General features: G+C 46.9%; 14 protein-coding genes. 6 read left to right on the top strand and 8 right to left on the bottom strand.

What is annotated here, in order from left to right; translation table 11 throughout:
• Positions 1–135 precede the first annotated feature (135 nt).
• Together mnmE and QUA47_RS10970 are read right to left on the bottom strand one after the other, a co-directional pair.
• Complete coding sequence (gene mnmE, locus QUA47_RS10975; protein ID WP_333430764.1) at positions 136–1,521, bottom strand: tRNA uridine-5-carboxymethylaminomethyl(34) synthesis GTPase MnmE; 1,386 nt, start codon at positions 1,519–1,521, stop codon at positions 136–138.
• Between the two features lie 50 nt (positions 1,522–1,571).
• Positions 1,572–1,781 carry a hypothetical protein gene (locus tag QUA47_RS10970; RefSeq protein ID WP_333430763.1) on the bottom strand — a complete coding sequence of 70 codons (210 nt, stop codon included), beginning with the start codon at positions 1,779–1,781 and terminating at the stop codon, positions 1,572–1,574.
• A gap of 372 nt (positions 1,782–2,153) precedes the next feature.
• Between QUA47_RS10970 and QUA47_RS10965 the strand changes: the two genes are divergently transcribed.
• Positions 2,154–4,352, top strand: coding sequence for a tetratricopeptide repeat protein (locus QUA47_RS10965; protein ID WP_333430762.1), 2,199 nt, complete (start codon positions 2,154–2,156; stop codon positions 4,350–4,352).
• 181 nt (positions 4,353–4,533) lie between these two features.
• Positions 4,534–6,720 carry a tetratricopeptide repeat protein gene (locus tag QUA47_RS10960; protein WP_445302504.1) on the top strand — a complete coding sequence of 729 codons (2,187 nt, stop codon included), beginning with the start codon at positions 4,534–4,536 and terminating at the stop codon, positions 6,718–6,720.
• A gap of 143 nt (positions 6,721–6,863) precedes the next feature.
• Here the strand turns inward: QUA47_RS10960 and QUA47_RS10955 are convergent, their stop codons facing one another.
• From QUA47_RS10955 to QUA47_RS10940, 4 genes are all read right to left on the bottom strand, one after another.
• Positions 6,864–8,291, bottom strand: a complete 1,428-nt coding sequence (locus tag QUA47_RS10955) for a protein adenylyltransferase SelO family protein (RefSeq protein ID WP_333430760.1) — start codon at positions 8,289–8,291, stop codon at positions 6,864–6,866.
• Positions 8,292–8,620: 329 nt separating this feature from the next.
• On the bottom strand, positions 8,621–11,077 hold the full coding sequence (locus QUA47_RS10950) for a GH116 family glycosyl hydrolase (RefSeq protein ID WP_333430759.1): 2,457 nt from the start codon (positions 11,075–11,077) through the stop codon (positions 8,621–8,623).
• Positions 11,078–11,267: 190 nt separating this feature from the next.
• Positions 11,268–11,873 carry a Uma2 family endonuclease gene (locus QUA47_RS10945; protein ID WP_333430758.1) on the bottom strand — a complete coding sequence of 202 codons (606 nt, stop codon included), beginning with the start codon at positions 11,871–11,873 and terminating at the stop codon, positions 11,268–11,270.
• Positions 11,874–11,902: 29 nt separating this feature from the next.
• Positions 11,903–12,460, bottom strand: a complete 558-nt coding sequence (locus QUA47_RS10940; protein WP_333430757.1) for a gamma carbonic anhydrase family protein — start codon at positions 12,458–12,460, stop codon at positions 11,903–11,905.
• A gap of 102 nt (positions 12,461–12,562) precedes the next feature.
• Here QUA47_RS10940 and QUA47_RS10935 point away from each other — a divergent pair, with 102 nt between their 5' ends.
• Both QUA47_RS10935 and QUA47_RS10930 read left to right on the top strand, forming a co-directional pair.
• Positions 12,563–13,072 carry a TIGR02652 family protein gene (locus QUA47_RS10935; RefSeq protein WP_242717500.1) on the top strand — a complete coding sequence of 170 codons (510 nt, stop codon included), beginning with the start codon at positions 12,563–12,565 and terminating at the stop codon, positions 13,070–13,072.
• 233 nt (positions 13,073–13,305) lie between these two features.
• Positions 13,306–13,743, top strand: a complete 438-nt coding sequence (locus QUA47_RS10930; protein WP_333140329.1) for a VOC family protein — start codon at positions 13,306–13,308, stop codon at positions 13,741–13,743.
• A 301-nt stretch (positions 13,744–14,044) separates the two neighbouring features.
• On the opposite strand, the gene ctpB is transcribed toward QUA47_RS10930, so the two are convergent.
• Positions 14,045–15,364 (bottom strand): carboxyl-terminal processing protease CtpB, encoded by a 1,320-nt coding sequence (gene ctpB, locus QUA47_RS10925; protein WP_333430756.1) that lies wholly within the window; start codon positions 15,362–15,364, stop codon positions 14,045–14,047.
• Between the two features lie 195 nt (positions 15,365–15,559).
• On the opposite strand from ctpB, the gene QUA47_RS10920 reads away from it, so the two are divergent.
• Complete coding sequence (locus QUA47_RS10920; RefSeq protein ID WP_333430755.1) at positions 15,560–16,393, top strand: hypothetical protein; 834 nt, start codon at positions 15,560–15,562, stop codon at positions 16,391–16,393.
• A 75-nt stretch (positions 16,394–16,468) separates the two neighbouring features.
• On the opposite strand, the gene QUA47_RS10915 is transcribed toward QUA47_RS10920, so the two are convergent.
• Positions 16,469–17,038: a pseudouridine synthase gene (locus QUA47_RS10915; protein ID WP_333176673.1), complete on the bottom strand. Its 570-nt coding sequence runs from the start codon at positions 17,036–17,038 to the stop codon at positions 16,469–16,471.
• A 328-nt stretch (positions 17,039–17,366) separates the two neighbouring features.
• On the opposite strand from QUA47_RS10915, the gene wecB reads away from it, so the two are divergent.
• Entirely contained in the window at positions 17,367–18,479 is a 1,113-nt protein-coding gene (gene wecB, locus QUA47_RS10910; protein ID WP_333430799.1) for a non-hydrolyzing UDP-N-acetylglucosamine 2-epimerase, read from the top strand.
• Positions 18,480–18,789 lie beyond the last annotated feature (310 nt).

Raw genomic sequence — 18,789 nt, 5'->3', positions numbered from 1 at the left:
ACACCATTCTCAAGAACAGGCAAGATGCCTGTTCCACAAAGAGTGAAATTATTGTAGGGTGGGCGTCCCGCCCGCCCTAAAAATACAACTTAAATGCCAGACAGCTTACCTATTTAATTTACTCTTTTTCTATGACTATTTACCAATGCAAAACCTGCTAAATATTCTGTCGAGCACTGATTCTGTCACTTCTTCGCCCGTAACTTCCCCCAATGCTTGAATTGCCCCGCGCAAATCTATTGTCCAGAAATCTAAAGGCAATTTGTTGCTAATAGTATCCGTGCATTGTTCTAGAGAAATTTTAGCTTTGGTTAAGGCGGCTGCTTGCCGCTGGTTGATTGCTAAATCTGAGTTGGCTGCTTGCAAATTTCCCCCGCTGACGGCATCTAAAATTGCTGTTTCTAAGTCTTCTATGCCTCGATCGAGGGCGGCGGCTGCGGTAACTATACGGTGAGTTTCAGAGGAAAAAGGTAGTTCAGGGATGGTGTTTACTAGGTCGATTTTGTTGATAATTATAATTAGCTGGCGGTGCTTTACTTGTTCGTAAATTTCCGAATCGCCCTCTGTCCAACCAGATTCCGCGTCAATTGTCAACAACACTAAATCGGCTTGTTTTGCTGCTGCGCGCGATCGCTCAACACCAATTTTTTCTACCTTGTCTTCGGTTTCTCGAATTCCCGCAGTATCGAGCACCTGCACCGGAATTCCGCCCACAACTAGCTGCGATTCTACCACATCCCGCGTCGTACCGGGCAAATCCGTGACGATCGCCCGATCGCTCTTACTCCACGCATTCAACAAACTCGATTTTCCCACATTCGGTCGCCCAACAATCGCTACTTTTAAACCAGTTCTCAACAATTCTCCACGATCTGCGGTTGCCAAAATTGTTGACAATTCCTCCAAAACATGATTTATTTCCAAAGAAGTTTTAGCTTCATCTAAAGGCGGCAAATCTTCCTCAAAATCAATTCTCGCCTCAATTTCTGCCAGCACGTCCAAACAAGTTGTTCTCAATTTGCGAATTGGCTGCGCTAATTTTCCTTGCAAACCAGCCAAAGCACTTTGTGCAGCAGCGGGCGATTTTGCTCCCACCAAATCTGCAACACTTTCAGCTTGAGTTAAATCCAGCCTCCCGTTCAAAAAAGCCCGCAGCGAAAACTCTCCCGGCTGCGCCAATCTCGCCCCATTTTCCAAACACAACTGCAAGACTTGCTGCACCGCCATAATGCCGCCGTGACAGTGAAATTCCACCACATCTTCGCGAGTAAAAGAACGCGGTGCTTTCATGATTAGCAGCAAAGCTTCATCGACTAATTCTTGAGTTTTGGGGCGGCGGATGTGGCCGTAAAGAATGCGGTGAGACTCCCACATTTGCCGTCCTGGGGCGCAAAACAGAGTTTCGGCAATTTTTAAGGCTGCGGAACCGGAAACTCGCACAATGCCGACGCTGCCTTGTTGGGGAACTATGGCAGTGGCGATCGCTGCGATCGTTCCTCCTTTTGTTAGTGATTCAGACATTTTTATTGTTCACACATTTAAAAGTTCTCTCAATCTCCTGTTTTTGAGTATCAGGCAATTGCTTCTCGGTATTCGAGTATATAAAATTCTGCTGCGTCATTCAAAAAATTTAAATTTCCGCCCTTTTGGGCAAGCTGCACGAGTTTCTGAGTCAAAGGGCAAGGGAGATTGTTTAATCTTTTTCCTACAATCGCTAATTGCTCGCCGGCTTCGAGAGACAAGAGAACTTGAATTAGGGATTCAACCAGTTGTACGTTCATTTGAGTCACCTCCGCCCCGGTTGTTAAATTATACTGTTTTCATTGAGAGGATAAACAATTTCAGCATTTTTTTTCTAAGATATTAGAAGAGCGTGGCCACAGCGCTGGACTTGGCGAGCCAATCCCATCGCCCGTTTCCTCAGTCAGTGGATTTTAGATTTTAGATTTTAGATTTTAGATTAACTCCACAGATGAATCGGGGAGCTTCAACTCGGGTCTAAAATTTTGGGAGGCTAACGACTCCTGTGGGAAAGCAACTATCCGTTTTTGGGTGGGAGTCACGACTCGCTCGAACTTAAATTACTCAGCCAAATATTTTGGCTATCCTAATTTCATGCGATAATGGAACATTAATAGGGTAGAGGGCAAAGCATGATTGGTCAACTTCTAGACAGACGTTACCGCATCATTAAAGTCACAGACTCAAGTGAGGTGGGAAAAACTTATCTAGCAGCAGATACTCACCGTCCCGGGTATCCGCAATGCACGGTTAGAGAAATGCGGCTACCCGGCACAAGTTCGCAAACCCCAGAATTAGTCAAAGTTATATTTCAAAGAAACGCAGAAATAATTGAAAAATTGGGAAAACACGACAAAATTCCCGAATTATTGGCGTATTTTGAGGAAAATCAAAGTTTATACTTAATTGAAGAATTTATTGCCGGATCACCTTTAAGTCAAGAACTAATACCCGGTCAACCGTGGAATGAAGACCAAGTAATTGGTCTGCTATCAGAAATATTAGAAATTTTGGTGTTCATACACGAGAAAGGTTTCATTCACCGCAGAATTCAACCAGACAGAGCGATCCGGCGCGAGTCAGACGGCAAATTTGTATTGGTAGACTTTAGCTTAGACAAAGAAATTAACCCGGAACTTGCTAACTGTCATTTGTTGTCGCAAACTTCCCCGAACTCTGTTAAACGCCATGAGGCAAAAAAACAGGATTTGGCGGCCCAGGAGTTATACGTGCCGATCGAGCAATTGAGTGGCAACCCCCGGTACAATAGCGACATTTACGCTCTAGGTACGATCGCTCAGCTTGCCGTGACGGGACTCTCACCCAAGGAACTGAGTGCCTTAAAAAACAACAAAAGCCAAATTCCCTGGCGAAACCGGGCAACTTGTTCGGCAGCCCTAGCAGATATTATCGATCGAATGGTGCGCCCTGACTGCGAGGAACGGTATCAGGAGGCCGCCGAAGTTTTAGCAGACCTCAAACAAATCGCCGTAAAATTGGAGGTTGAGCCGCCGCCAGCCACAATCATCACGGACGCTATGAGTCAACCGCGAAGACAAAGCCCAACCAAACTGCTGCTGTTGGCTACAACAGCGGCAGCTTTAATCTTGACGGCACTGATAATTTATTTGTGGCAGAGTCAAAGTCCGGGGAGGGCAAAAGAATTGTTAGCCCGCGGCGTTACCAAGGCGCAGCAAGGTGACACAACAGGCGCGATCGCCGATTATACTCAAGCCATCGCCCTGAATGCCGGCGATGCGGAAACTTACTACACGCGGGCAAACGCTCGCTACGACGTGGGCGCAACCGAGCAAGCAATACAGGATTATACGCAAGCAATTAAAGTCAATCCCAGCCACACCAAAGCTCTCTACAATCGAGGTATGGCCCGCCTCGACATCGGGGACAAGCGGGGGGCCGTGGAAGATTTCACCCAAGTAGTGCGACTCAATCCCAGCGACGGTGAGGCATACTCTAAGCGGGGTTTAGCCTACTACGATTTGGCCGACTACCGCACGGCAATTGAAGACTACACTCAAGCAATTCGGCTGAGTCCCAACGATGCTACAGCTTACAGCAATCGGGGTTTAGCTCGATCGGCTGCAGGCGACAAAACGGGAGCAATGGCAGATTTTACTCAAGCGATTCAAATTAGCCCCAAACAAGCTGGCGTATACTACAGTCGCGGTCGAGCGAGGTTTAATCTGGCAGATTATCAAGGAGCGATGGAAGATTATACTAAGGCGATCGAATTGCAACCCGATCTCGGTGATGCTTATACTAATCGCTGCAGCGCTTACTTGAATTTGGCCACCTACGACAAAGCGATTGCAGATTGCACCGAAGGCATTCGCCTCGCTCCAAAAGATGAAGCAGCTTACAACAACCGCTGCATTGCTTATCTGAATTTAAAACAATTTCAAAAGGCGAGCGAAGATTGCAGTTTGACCATCGGACTCAACGCCAACAATCCCAAAGCATACAGCAATCGAGGATTAGCTCGATCGGCTTCGGGAGACAAGCAGGGCGCTGTGGAAGATTTTACTCAAGCAATTCGACTCAATCCCAGCGATGCAGTAGCTTACAGCAATCGCGGTACTATTTACTCAGAACTAAAAAATTACCCTTTAGCGGTTGAGGATTTCGCTCACTCGCTGCGGCTCAACCCCAATAATGCTAGCGCTTTTTACAGCCGAGGCCTCGTCCGCCGCCAACTCAAAGACCGTGCTGGGGCGATCGAGGATTTTCAGAAAGCTGCAACCCTCTTTCTAGAACAAGGAAGAGCCGATGGTTTCCAAAATGCACAAGCACAAATAAACGATCCTAAATAAGCTATTAGTCGTTAGTCAGATGTTAAAAAAAGAAGAAAAAAGGAAGAAGGAAGAAGGAAGAAGGAAGAAGGAAGAAGGCCAGATTACCAACTCCCCGTTACCAACTCCCCGTTACCAACTCCCCGTTACCAACTCCCAATTACCACCTCCCCGTTACCAATTCCCTATTTCCGATATGAACATGGTTGGTCAACTTTTAGACAGGCGTTATCGCGTAGTGCAAATTCTCAGCTCGGGTGCTTTCGGACAAACTTATTTAGCTGTCGATACTCGCCGTCCTGGCCACCCTCAATGTGTAGTCAAACAACTGCGCCCTCCCAGCAATACTTCCACAGTTCTTAAAACAGCTTACCGCTTATTTAAACAAGAAGCTGAAATATTAGAAAAGCTGGGAAAACACGATCAAATTCCATTTTTACTCGCTTATTTTGAAGAAGCAAATCAATTCTACCTCGTCGAAGAGTTTGTGCCCGGACACGCGCTAAATAGGGAAATTGTGGCCGGTCAACCTTGGCGGGAAGAACGAGTGCTAGATCTTTTGGAAGAAGTTTTACAAGTTCTCGCCTTCGTACACTCTCAGGGAGTGATTCACCGCGATGTTAATCCCTCCAACTTAATTCGCCGCAAACCAGACGGCAAATTAGTTTTAATTGACTTCGGTTCGGTTAAAGAAGTTGCCAATCACGTCAGCGAGTACGATACAGAATTTCCGCGCACCATTGCTACCGGAACTCCGGCTTATATGCCGATCGAACAATTTCAAGGCAACCCCCAATTTAGCAGCGACCTCTATGCAGTCGGCATGATGGCAGTGCAAGCTATCACGGGTTTGCCCGGTACGGATTTGCCAAAATTGCAAAATCCGAGTCCTTCTCACACGGGGGAAATTGTTTGGCGAAACCGAACTCAATGTTCTGTTGGACTAGCAAATATAATTGACAAAATGGTCTGCCACCAATTTGGCAAACGCTATCAATCTGCGGACGAAGTGTTGGCAGCTCTCAGGAAGTTGAGACACCGCCCAGAGCAGGGAAATATGGCTCAAAAGAAAAGTATTTCTCCCCTGTTAATGTCTTCTGATAGTTTTTCGTCACGGGGAAGTCGGTTTTGGTGGCTGATTTTGGCGGGATTCGGGGCGGTGATATTTATGATATTTCTGTTTAGTTATGCGAGTCGGCCGAATCCGATTAAAGCTAAGGAATATTACGAACTGGGAGTAGAAAAGTCTCGCAATCAAGATGCGGAAGCAGCTTTGCAGGCTTTTAATAAGTCAATTCAATTGAATCCTAAAAATGCTGAGAGTTTTTACCAGCGCGGTAATCTTAATTATGATTTAAAAAAGTATCAAGAAGCAATTGCAGATTATTCTCAGGCGATCGCACTCAATCCTAAATATGTTCAGGCTTATTTTAACCGCGGGCTAGCCCGTAAGGATTTTAACGACAAGCGCGGGGCAATTGAGGATTACACTCAGGTTTTGAATCTCCAGCCCAATGATGCTGATACATATTATGAAAGAGGAATTGCTTATTTAGAACTGCAAGATTACAAGGCGGCTATTCAGGATTTTAACGCAGTAATTCGGTTGCAGCCGAACCTTGTTAAAGCTTATCATTCGCGAGGGTTGGCTCGTGCTGGGAGCGCAGATTTGCAAGGAGCGATTGGAGATTATACTGAAGCAATTAAAATCGATGCTCAGAATGTTGATGCTTTCTACAGTCGGGGGAGAGCTCGCTTTCACTTAGGAGATTATCAGGGAGCTATGGCGGATTATTCTCAGGTAATTGCGATCGCTCCCAAGAGTGCAGATGCTTACGCTAATCGTTGCAGCACGCAGTTGAATTTGGGAGCGCATCAAGCGGCAATTGACGATTGCACTCAGGCTATTTTGCTGAGCGATGAGGATGGGGTTCCTTACAACAATCGCTGCATTGCTTATTTAAATTTGAAGGATTATCCCAAAGCAATTGCCGATTGCACTCAAGCGCTGAAAGTGAACCCGAATGATCATAATGCTTTTAACAATCGTGCTTTAGCTCGCAGCGCAGGAGGTGACGCCCAGGGGGCGATCGCAGATTTTACAGCAGCAATCGGTTTCAATCCCAACAATGCTGAAGCTTACGCCAATCGGGCTAAGATTTATCAGGAATTAAATAATTACAATAGTGCGATCGCCGATTACGTTCAAGCTATTCGGATCAATCCAAATTATGCTGCTGCTTACTACGGTAGAGGCATGGTTCGCCGCTCCTTGGGAGACAAAGCAGGAGCGATTAGCGATTTAGAAAAAGCCGGCAAAATGTTTCTCGATCAAGGACTTACTGGCGGTTACAAAGATGCACAATTTGAGATTGAAAAGCTCAAGTAGTCAGTTGTCAGTTGTCAGTTGTCAGTTGTTAGTTGTTTGTTGTTAGTCAACAGTCAACAGTTAACAGTTAACAGTCAACAGTCAACAGTCAACAGTCAACAGTCAACAGTCAACAGTCAACAATGCCCCAGGCCCAATTCCCTTTAAGAGTTTTGAAGTCTCTTCACCAACTCATAAAACGGTTCCCAATTATCATCAATAGCTATGGCCTCCCAAACAGCCTCAATCGTGGGTCTCAACAGGGATTGTTCGGGATTGTGCTTCCGCAACCTGTCCGCCATTTTGTCCATATCATCCGCAGACAAACTTTGCAAAACGTGATAATAAAACTGTCGCCAAGGTGCTATCAAGTCGGCCGGTTCCGCCTCAGGAAAAATTAGACTAGCATCATCTCGCCAAGTGCGATCGAACTGTCTTCGCAGTTGAAAAAAGAAATCGTGATACTCAACTTGAGACTCCGCCAGCATTTTAATTGTCACCTTCAACAACTCATCTCCCTCAGCTTCGGGCAAATCCTCAAATCCCAATCTATTGAGCATCAACTGCCGATAAGCTGCATTATAATAATCGCCAAACTTTGCCAAAGCCGCATCCATATCAGCTTGAGGAATCGCCGCTGCTAGCGGTTCCTGGAGCTTCTCTAAATTATCCCTACAAATAAACGGTTGATTGCCGTAACAATAAAGACCCGAATAGTCAAAATAAGCTGCTGTAAATTGCGGCTTATAAGTGGGGATAAAAGCGAAAGGCCCGTAATCGAAACTTTCTCCGGTAATCGACATATTATCAGTATTTAGCACTGCGTGGCAAAATCCTGCTGCCATCCACTGAGCGACTAATTCGGCTACTCGCTGGACTAAATCTGCATAAAATAGCGCATACTTTTCCTGTGGCGAAAAACCAGCATTGCTTGCTTCTAAATGCAGTTCAGGATAGTAATATTCAATAACAAAATCTAAAAGTTTTTTAATTAAATCCGGGCGGCGGATATAGTGCAACCTTTCAAAAGTTCCAAACCGAATGTGAGAATGACTGAAACGCACCATTACAGACGATCGCGTCGGAGATGGTTCGTCGCCCCGCCACAAAGCCTCACCCGTTTCAACTAAACTAAAACAGCGAGATGTCCGCACTCCCAACCGGTGCAAAGCTTCGGCTGCTAAAACTTCGCGAATTCCCCCTTTGAGAGTGAGTCTACCGTCACCGCCCCGCGAGTAGGGAGTGCGGCCGGAACCTTTAGTGCCGAAGTCGTAAAGTCTGCCGTCAGTCCCGCGAACTTGACCGTATAAGAAGCCTCTACCGTCACCTAAATTGGGGTTATATGCGTTGAATTGATAGCCGTGATAGCGGAGTGCGAGAAAGGGACGGACACAGTGAAATTCGCCGAACGCTTCGATAAAATGTTGGTCGGTTACTTGTGCGGGATCTAAACCCAATTTCCGCAATAATTCGTCATTGCGGAAGCGGAGAATGTGTTGCGGAAAATCGGCCGCAGCGACTTCATCAAAATAGTCGCCACCGAGAGATTCAATGGCGGGTTCGTAGTTGAGGGAAAGTAAAGGATTTGACATTTTTCTATTATAGGGTGAAATTGGCTATCACTCCAAATTATATACGGGTAAGGTGCGGACTGCATTGGTGTCAACAATCGCCTCAAACCCTTTGTCTCTCTCGTTTATAGCCGAGTTCGTTCTCCCTCGCATCCCAGGGCTGTTTCATGCTCAAATGTTAGCATAGCTAAAGTTTGAGCATGAAACATTAATGTCTTCCTCGAACGCGAAAAATTTTTACGGTCAATTTTATTGATAGGTAAATTAACCGTTTTCCTTGCTAAAAAGTGGGTTGAAGGATTAAACTTTTTAAAGTTTAGTGGAAGGCACCAGCTAATATACCTTTTTCCCTATTTAAAATTCGTCAACACCCCGTAAATTGCCCAAATCGCCATCGCCCGCAAATAGTGACTCGCCCGAAAAGTTCCCCCCGCCGTAATCGCTTCCGGCGTCCGAAACTGCAACCCATTTTCATAAATCTGCTTCACCACCGCATCCGTCAATTTAAACGCTTTATCCTCCATCCCCATCTGTACCAAAAAAGCCGCCAACCCAAAATTAATACCTGTCCAAACTTCCAAAGGATGAGTCGCATTCGGATTTTCCGGCGAACCGTTCAGCATCACCCCATTCGCCGCACCGAACTCGCCCTCGTTGAACTTCAAAAAGCAAGAATCGTACACAGTTTCTAAAGCACTGACTGCACATTCTGGAGGCACAATATCCGGCAATCCTAACAGTTTCGCGTAAAATTGACCGCACAGTTGGTCAGCCATCACTACTTCGGAATTACTCTCGCTGTCCAAACGGTAATATTGACCGTTCCACAGTTTTTCTTGATAGCTCGGTCTTGCTTGTAGCAGCCAACTGTGATATAATGCAATCTTTGCTTGAGGGTTAGGAATTATCTCCGGTGCTGCATCTTCCAAGATTTCGCCGATCGCGATCGCAGCCTCCAGCGCCGCCAACCACAAACCGCCGCAATACGCACTTATCCCCCGCATTTGCCAGTCATCAAACGTCTGATCCGGTGCTCCAGAATTCTCAGGAATTCCGTCCCCATCCTCATCAAAAGTTTTCAGATAAGCTAAAGCCTCAACAATTGCCGGCCAACACTCTTTCAAAAACTCGCAATCTGTGCCGCCAGTCAACAAAAAGTCACGATAAACCTGCAACACAAAATCGCAAGGCAAATCCTTCCACAAATTGCAATCTTGATAGCTAGTATAATTCGTTTTCTCCCAAGGATGTTCGTTAGGAGCACCCAAATCGTGGGGCGTCGCCCCGACAGCTTTTCTAATAGCCGAAGCTTGATTCCAGCCAATAATTCTCGGCGTATCGTCTCCGGCAGAAATTGCCCTAGCAAACGCTAAAACCACCGACTTTTCCAAATCCGGCCACAGCATCAACAAAGCAAAAGAACCGTAAAGCCGCACGTCCAAACTTTCGTACCAGCGGTAATCAATGCACTCCAAAACCGCAAATTGACCCTTCGGATCGCGTTCGTCAGCCGCACTCCAAAGAGTACCGCCGTCTGTCAGGGCGTATAACTCGTTAAACAGCGCCATTTTAAAACTATTTGACAAATCTGTCCGTTCTAAAATAGGTTTTTGCCAAGCTTCGATATTTTCGCGCCAAGTATCGGAATGCTTCATTGCAGTGCGAATAATCGGCCAAGCATTTTTGCCGTTGCGGCCGAAGAAATCCGTATAGCGGCGGTAGTACCAAACTCCCGATGCAAACTCAGTAACGGGCAAATCCCAAGCTATAATAAAGGGGATTTTGCGCGTTTTTCCCGGTCGAAGAGTAAAGCGAACTGCGATCGCACAAGCCAAATGTTCTCCGGCTGCTGCTGCTGTCTCGTCTTTGTCATCCAACAAGAAACCTTCAGCAGAAAAGTTGCGCCAAATATCCTCGCCATTGCCCGCCGGGTTCCAGCGAGTTTGATAGAATACTTCTACCGCCGGATTAGTAATAGTTGCGATCGCCCATTGTCCATCCCCCTCTTGCGGTTCGTCCTCAGCAGTCAACCGCGTCATCACACAACCGATGCGGTGAAAATCTTCCACCAACAAATTCAAATTTCCGGCACTTTCTCCCCACCTGGGTTGATAGTCATAAAATGGACTACCATCATCTCGCACCTTGACTTCCGGCGACTTATTGGCATTAGTAAACCAACCGACAATATTCTCCCAACTCAGCATGATGCTGAGAGTGATCGGCGCATCTGTAGGATTGTGCGCCACCCATTCAAACATGGCAACTGGGTAACTGCTTTCCTGATAATTGTTCGGCAAAATTGGCGAAAATTGCTCGCAGCTTAATTTAGCCTCAAACACATTTTCATAAACAAACCAACTGCGCGGATACAAAGCATGATAACTCCCCGAAGAATTAGACTCTTCCCCGGTTCTTTCTTCTTCTTCCCTTCTTCCTTCTTCCTTCTTCCTTCTTCCTTCGCAAGGATACCATTTCCAACTAGATAAACTGCCATCGGTAGGCGGTTCAGTGGACAGTGCAAAAGCTTGTTTCTTGCCTTGAGTTTCTTCAAAAACGCTGAACTGACAAGCGGGCAAACTGCGAAAAATGTGTTCGCCGCCGTCAATGTGCCAGAGGTTGAAGTCGCCGCGGGGCGATCGCCCGATGCAGCCGGCACCGAACCCGCCCAGAGGCATTCCGTGCCAGGGGCCGTCGTCGAGATTGCTGGCGTAGCGGACTGTATAGGGATTCTCCCAACCGAGGCCGATGGGACGTTTCCAGGTGTGTGGGGGGATGTTTGGATTGGATGTGCGATCGTTATTCATGTGATTAATCTTAGCGCTCGATCGAGACTTGACAATTTTTTTTATTTAAGTTTAAACTTTTATCGCGCTAACGAATCCCGATATTTCCGACTATTGTTGACTGTTGATTGTTGAGTTAAAGCAATTGGGTTCAGCGTTCCCGGATTCATCAATTCTCCAATCTAAAATCTCAAATCGGTTCCGCGATCGCCTAACGGGGAAGAATATCATCTAAGCGAAGTTGCAAGCTTTTTAACAGAGGAGAAATAATCGGTTGACCGAGGCGAAATTGCTGCTGGGTGTAATCTTGGTCAATCAGTTGGCAAAAGGTGATAGTAGGTTGTTTTGGTTTACCGATAAAAGCCACGCCCCCCAATCCGCGATAATCAACTATCCAATATTCGGGAATTCCTAAAATAGCATATTCTTCAACTTTTCGGGCGTAATCTGTTTCCCAATTAGTGCTGACTACTTCTACCACCAATTTAACATATCGCCCCAGCGTAATCACAGGTTCTCTTTCCCAAAGAGGTTCGCTGACAATAGCAGTTTCATCTAATACGACAATATCAGGACGGCGGGCAGTAGCTGCATCTGAAAATGGACGGATCAAACAAGTGCGGGGAATGAACCAGGGTAGTTTTTCGGCTGCGATGGCGATGCCAATTTGAGTTGCTAGTTTACCGCTGACGGTTTCGTGCGGGCCTGTTGGTTCCAGGTCAACTAATTCTCCGTCAGCGAGTTCGTAGCGGAAGTTGTCACAATATCGATCGAGGAATGTTTCAAAAGTTAGGATTTTTGGCGCGGTGTAAGCCATTGGAAACTAATAGTTTTTTGCTGAAAATCTTATTCTATCAACTCACCAAATCCCAAATCAGAACCTTTCCCCGCGTGAACCAGAGCCAACTTTTCGTAACGCTTAGCGTGTTCCACCAACTCCGCTGCTTCTTCCTCCGAGACATCCCGCATTCGCTTGGCAGGCACTCCCGCAACTAGCGTGTGAGGCGGAACGTCCTTGGTGACAACAGCCCCTGCACCGACGATAGAGCCTGTTCCTACCCTGACTCCATCGAGGACGATCGCCCCAATCCCGATCAGGCAGCCCCGTTCAATGTAAGCTGAGTGAATCACGGCTCGGTGTCCGACGGTCACGAAATCTTCCAAAACAGTCGGTTTCCCGGGATCGCCGTGCAGAATTGCTCCATCTTGGATATTGGTACTTGAGCCGATCGCAATTCGCTCTATATCCGCCCGCACCACCGCCCCGTACCAGATACTAGCGCCTGCAGCCACCTCTACCCTGCCGATGACAACAGCGCCTTCAGCGACAAAAGCCGCTTGGGACAGATCAGGCTTGGGCCAATAGGAAGGAAGTGCAGGCAGAGGTTCGTTGAGATTGCTCATTTGCGATCGTTATACTTCTAGCAGATTAGCTGGTTGTTGATACGGGATATAATAAATAGTATTTGGCACTTTTGCAGAGAAAATATGCTGGGACGCAAATAAATGATTGAAGTTGCCTTGCAATACCCGATGTTTGGCCCGGAAATTCAGTGTCCCCACTGTCGCCAAACAATTCCGGCTCTAACGCTAACGGATACCTATTTGTGTCCGCGTCACGGGGCATTTGAGGCAGATCCAAAAACGGGGGAACTGGTACACCTTCAGTCTGGGCGGCACTGGCGCCGCTGGGAGAATGAATGGTATCGCCAGCACACCCACCCGGACGGAATTCGGTTTGAAATTCACGAAGCGCTCGATCGACTTTATACTCAAGGCTACCGAGCAACTCGCGTGATCGTTGCTCAACGCTATCGGGACTTAATCAGCGCTTATTTGGAACGCAGCACGCCTTGGCGTGGCCAAGCGGAATCGCCCCGGCCGAGACTGTACGGTTTGCCTGTGGATTTTAGCCCCGAGCCTCAAGAGGACCCTTGCTGGGAAGTGATTAATTTTGATTTGGAAAAAGAGCCGGGAGTTCCGATTAGATATCCCTATTTTCGGTTGTTTGAATAAGTCAAGGAAGAAGGAAGAGGGAAGAGGGAAGTTCGGCAACGGATTCGCTCGACGGATGTAACGGATGTAACGGATGTCAGGAAGAGGGAAGAAGGTTCTATTGCTTTCGCGCTAAAGATGTGACCGTTTTTAATTCCGAATTCCGAATTTACCCTCTAAAATCTAAAGTCCCAAGCCGGAATTCCTGCTTCCCGTCTAAAATCTAAAATCTAAAATCTAAAATCTAAAATCGAATGCACCACGCCTCGATTCGCACTGCTAACATACACCGGGCGATCGCCTTTTACGAACAGTTGGGATTTACTGTGAGCGATCGCTTTACCACAGGTTACACCCTAGCCTGTTGGATGGAAGGTCTCAACGGACGCATCGAACTAATCCAAATCCCGGAACCAAAACCCGCACCGGATGCTTTCGGAGACGAGCATTATGTTGGATATTATCATTTATCTTTCGATTTAACTGAAGCGACAACTGACTTACCTAGTTGGTTGCAGTCTCTGAAAGAACGGTTTGAAGAAGCTGCTAAAGACCAACCCAACCAGTTTCAAGCTTTGAAAGTTTTATTAGAACCGACTCAACAGGCGATCGGGCAAAATGTTTACGAAGTAGCTTTTATTGCCGATACAGACGGTTTGCCTTTAGAGTTTATCCGGCGCATGAATGACTAATTAAGTCAGAGCTAAAACACCTCAGAAATCCCATCAGCGTCCATCTGTGTTCATCTGCTGACATCTGCGGTTAAAAAAATCCCATCCCACTAATGTGCTTTAATCAGGAGATAAATTCACCAATAACTTAAGTAGAAGGAAGAAGGAATAATGCTCAGAGAGCAAGCTTTTCAACCATCTGCATCTTACATTAAATCACCTAAATTTACTTAATAACCCATAACCATAAGCATAAAAACAAAACCCGCTGGCGCGGGCTTCATCTTCATCCTTATGGTTAATAAATTACGGTTTCAACTACTTACTTTTTAGGAACAAGAGCCTCATTAGCGGCAACGGGACGGGCAGAGGAAGCGGTAGTTTTCAAAAGTGCGATCGCCTGCGCGTAGCAAGGATCGTCCTTAGTCGCAACCAACATCGGTTTGTTAGCTAATTTCAGCTTTTGTTCGTCGGTGACTTCGACTTTAACATCGGGAGTCACCCCCTTCTGGCTGATATCCGTACCGTTGGGAGTATAGTAGTGAGCGATCGTCACCGCCAATCCCGAACCGTCAGCCAAAGAATGCACCGACTGCACCAAAGCTTTGCCAAAAGTTTGGCCGCCCATCACAGTTGCGCGCTTGTTGTCCTTCAGAGCACCGGCCAAAATCTCGCTGGCGCTAGCCGAGTTATCGTCCACGAGCACCACCAAAGGCTTGTCAGTGAGCGCAGTGCGATTTGCCTTCATTTCCTGAGAATCGCCCGCGCGATCGACTGTGCGGACGATCGCCCCTGTATCCATCCACATCCGAGCGATATCAATGCTCACTCGCAGCAAACCGCCGGGATTCCCCCGCAAATCCAAAACAAAAGCGTCAGCTTTCTGAGCCGAGAGCTTTTTAATCGCCGCCTCCATTTGTTCGCCCGCGTGGGAGCTAAACTCTTGCAAACGGATGTAACCCACATTCTTACCGCCTTCATTCTTGAGGCTGTAGCGAACCGCGGCTACCTCAATTCTCGCCCTAGTCAGAGTGATGTCAAATTCGCTTTTGCCCTCACGAGCAATCCGCAGCGTGACTTTCGTACCTTCGTCGCCCCGAATTACCTGAGCCGCATCCGAGACAGTCATGCCTTTGGTAGTTTTGCCGTCAATCACCAAAATCGTATCGCCCGCTAGAATCCCTGCCTTCAGGGCCGGGGAATTTTCCATCGGCTCGACTACCCTAATCGCTTTCGTTTTCTCGTCTTCTTCCAGCCTCATCCCCACCCCTGTCAGTTCCCCAGAGGTTTGATTCGTCAGCGCTTCGTACTGCTTCGGGTCCATGAAGCGCGTGTACTGGTCGTTTAATTTCTCTAGCGCTTTACGGAGAGCGGTGTAGGCTGCTTCGCGAGAGGTATAGTTTTTGCTCAACAGTTCTTGGCGGGTCAATTGCCAGTCAGTCTTGTTAAAGCTGCCATCAACATACTCTCGGTTGACAATTTGCCAAGCTTCGTCTAAGACAGCTTTGGGGCTATCTTGAAGCTCAGCGCGGACTGATTGACTCAGGCCGGGAACGAGCAAAGATATCGAAGCGGTTGTTGCCATCGCCCCACTGAACAGGGCTGCCTGTAATTTAGAAAAGCGTCTGCGGGCTTGATTCATTGAATTTGGCTCAATTCGATTTTAGATTTTTGATTTGAGATTTTATATTGCTAAAAAATCTCAAACTACTACTTAAACTATTGTGTGGAGGCTCCACCATCCCTTTGGACAGTTTAACGAGATTTTTAGTCGATCGCCAACCAATTATTACTCTCTTTCAATAAACTTAATTTAAAACTTGGATTTAAAAGTGCCGTGGAAGCTAAAATCGAACAATTTTCGCGTAAGTGGTTGAGCCTGCTCGTTAATGGAGCTATCGGTCTAGCAGCGCTGGCGGGGGTCGTTACCATGCAGTCGAGCGGGCAGTTGGGCGGAATGTCCCCAGTTCGCGTTCAGGGGCAAAAGCCACTCTCTGCAATGTCTGCTGCCAGTTTCAAGCAAGCCGCACAGCAAGAAGCCCTGCGGCTGAGAATGCTCAAAACTATCCCTAGTTTTGGGTTTGACAATTTAATTGCAGATTGGACATTTCTCAAATTTTTGCAGTATTTTGGCGACGACGAAGCGCGAGAGGTGACGGGCTACAATCTCAGCCAAGATTATTTTGACATAGTTACGCAGCGCGACCCGCGGTGGGCTGACATCTACCTGTTTCTTTCCACAGCTATTTCTTTTTATCAAGGAAAGCCTGAAACTGCTGTTAACTTTATAGAGCGTGGTACTAGGGCCCTTGCCGTTTCGCCGCAAATTCATTCCCAATCATGGATAGTGTGGCGAACTAAAGGTATTGATGAGTTGCTGCTGTTGGGGGATATTCCCGAGTCAATTCACTCTCACGAAATGGCCGCTGATTGGGTGGAAAAAACCCCGGAAGGACAGAAATTGGCACCGCTGTTTCGAGCAACTGCTGAGTATTTGCGCCGAGATCCCGATAGCGTGCCGGTGCGGTTTACTACTTGGAGTACGGTTTATGCTCAAACAACTGATAAGTTGGTGCGTCAAAGGGCGAAACAAGCTCTTGTCAAGTTGGGAGCTCAGGTGCAAAAAGATAAGGATGGAAACGAGAGTTTTATTTTGCCGCCTCGAAAGTAGTTAACTGTTGATTGTTGACGGTTAACTGTTGACGGTTGACTGTTGACTGTAATTCTCCAATCTAAAATCTAAAATCTAAAATCTAAAATCAGCTTGAGTTAGTTCCCGCCATTCACCGGGTTTGAGACCTTCCAGACGCAAAGGCCCGATCGCACACCTGACTAGCCGCAGCGTCGGAAACCCTACTGCTGCGGTCATCCGGCGCACTTGGCGGTTGCGGCCTTCTGTGAGAGTCATTTCCAGCCAAGCTGTGGGCACGTTTTTGCGAAATCTAATCGGCGGTTCCCGGGGAGGCAAAGGGGGTTCTTCTAACAATAATTGCACTTTTGCCGATCGAGTCCGATAATCTTGAATTGTGACACCTGTCTGCAAAGCGGAGATCGCACTTGCATCGGGAATTCGTTCAACTTGCACCCAGTAAGTGCGGGGATGAGCGAATTTCGGGTCACTGAGGCGGTGTTGCATTTGTCCGTCATCGGTTAACAGTAACAAACCTTCACTATCGCGATCGAGCCTTCCTACGGCATAAATGTTGGGAATAGGAATATAGTCTTTGAGAGTGCTGCGTTTAGTTTCGCTGGAGTTGTCAGTGAATTGAGTTAAAACGTCGTAGGGTTTATAAAATAGAATGTAACGATAGGGCATGAGCAATTAACAATTAAAAATGTACGGGCTGGTTTTAATATTAAGTAAGTTGGTATAAACTCATATTTTGCACCATTCTCAATAATTATTTCTGGGCGGGCTAGGAGACAACCCCTATTCCCCACAAGAAAATTCATGTGTTGTGGAACAGGCCCGAAAGCCTGTTAAGCGAGAATGGTGCAAGATGTCAGTATAAACTAACTTCCTGCACTAATGTCAATAATCCTGTAAGGGGCGGGTTCCACCAACAAGAATTGCCTAAAACCGACAATCTGGAAAATCGTCCCTACCTAACGGCAATATGAATAAACTTACACCTAATTTTACCATGCCCGAAGCTACTCACCGCGTTTGCATCGTCTTAGGAACTCGCCCAGAAGCGATTAAACTAGCGCCAGTAATTCAACTGTTCAAAAGTTCGCCAACCTTTGACACCCAAGTAATTTTAACCGGCCAGCACCGAGAAATGGTCGAGCAAGTGATGCGAATGTTCGATCTAAAAGCCGATCGGGATTTAGCAATTATGCAGCACCAGCAAACCTTGACAGATATTACATCCCGGAGTTTGCAGGGTTTGGAAGCCTTGTTTAAAGAATTGCAGCCCGAAATCGTCTTAGTTCAGGGCGATACAACGACAGCGTTTGCCGCTACGTTGGCTGCATTTTACCAGAAAATACCCGTAGGTCACGTAGAAGCCGGGTTGCGGACAGACGACGTGTTCAATCCTTACCCCGAAGAGGCTAACCGACGGTTGATATCCCAGCTCACACGGCTGCATTTTGCCCCTACAGCGCTGGCCCAAGAGAATTTAGGGCGATCGGGCGTTTTGGGAGAAATTCACCGTACAGGCAACACAGTAATCGATGCTTTGCTTTCTGTCGCCCAACGCGAACCAGAATGCAACATTCCTAACTTAGATTGGAGCAAATATCGCACTATCTTAGCAACAGTTCACCGCCGCGAAAATTGGGGCGAACCCTTACAAGGAATTGCTCACGCATTTCTTCAAATCTTAGATAAATTTCCCGATACAGCCTTGCTCTTACCTCTACACCGAAATCCCACAGTCAGAGAACCTTTGCAAGCTCTTTTGGGCGACCACTCACGAGTATTTTTAACTGAACCTTTAGATTACGCAGAATTAGTAGGAGCGATTCAGAGATGTCATTTAATTCTCACAGATTCCGGCGGCTTGCAAGAGGAAGCACCTAGTTTGGGTAAACCAGTTTTAGTATTACGAGAAACCACAGAAAGACCCGAGGCAATTTCCGCAGGTACTGCTAAACTTGTGGGTACTAATTCTGATACAATTTTCACAGCAGCGGCAGAATTGCTCAGCAATTCCGAAGCATACAACGCAATGGCAATGGCAATTAATCCCTTTGGTGACGGTTTGGCATCCTCGCGGATTTTGAAAATTGTTGAAGAGTATTTTAGTTAGCTACCCCCTGGCGAGTGGGGCGGTTGAAACCGCAACTCCACAAACGAAGTCCCCGCAGAGGGGGACTAATTCCTGTTAAAAAAACTCGCTTTCTGGCTCCATCCCCGAATTACCAATCCCCACCGCCACCCCCACTAATGCTGTAGTCGCTACTGCTACTGCTGTAGTCGCTACTGCTGTAGTCGCTACTGCTACTGCTGTAGTCGCTACTGCTACTCGTGCTGTTACTGCTGCAATACGGTTCAGTTAAGGGCTAGGCAGTGCTTAAAACAATAAATACAGGAGGATTCATTATTATTCCAGTACCTCT

The sequence above is a fragment of the Microcoleus sp. MON2_D5 genome, assembly GCF_036701905.1.
GTDB lineage: Bacteria > Cyanobacteriota > Cyanobacteriia > Cyanobacteriales > Microcoleaceae > Microcoleus.
The sequence above is the reverse complement of the archived record's forward strand: the minus strand, read 5'-3'. Positions and strand labels throughout refer to the sequence as shown.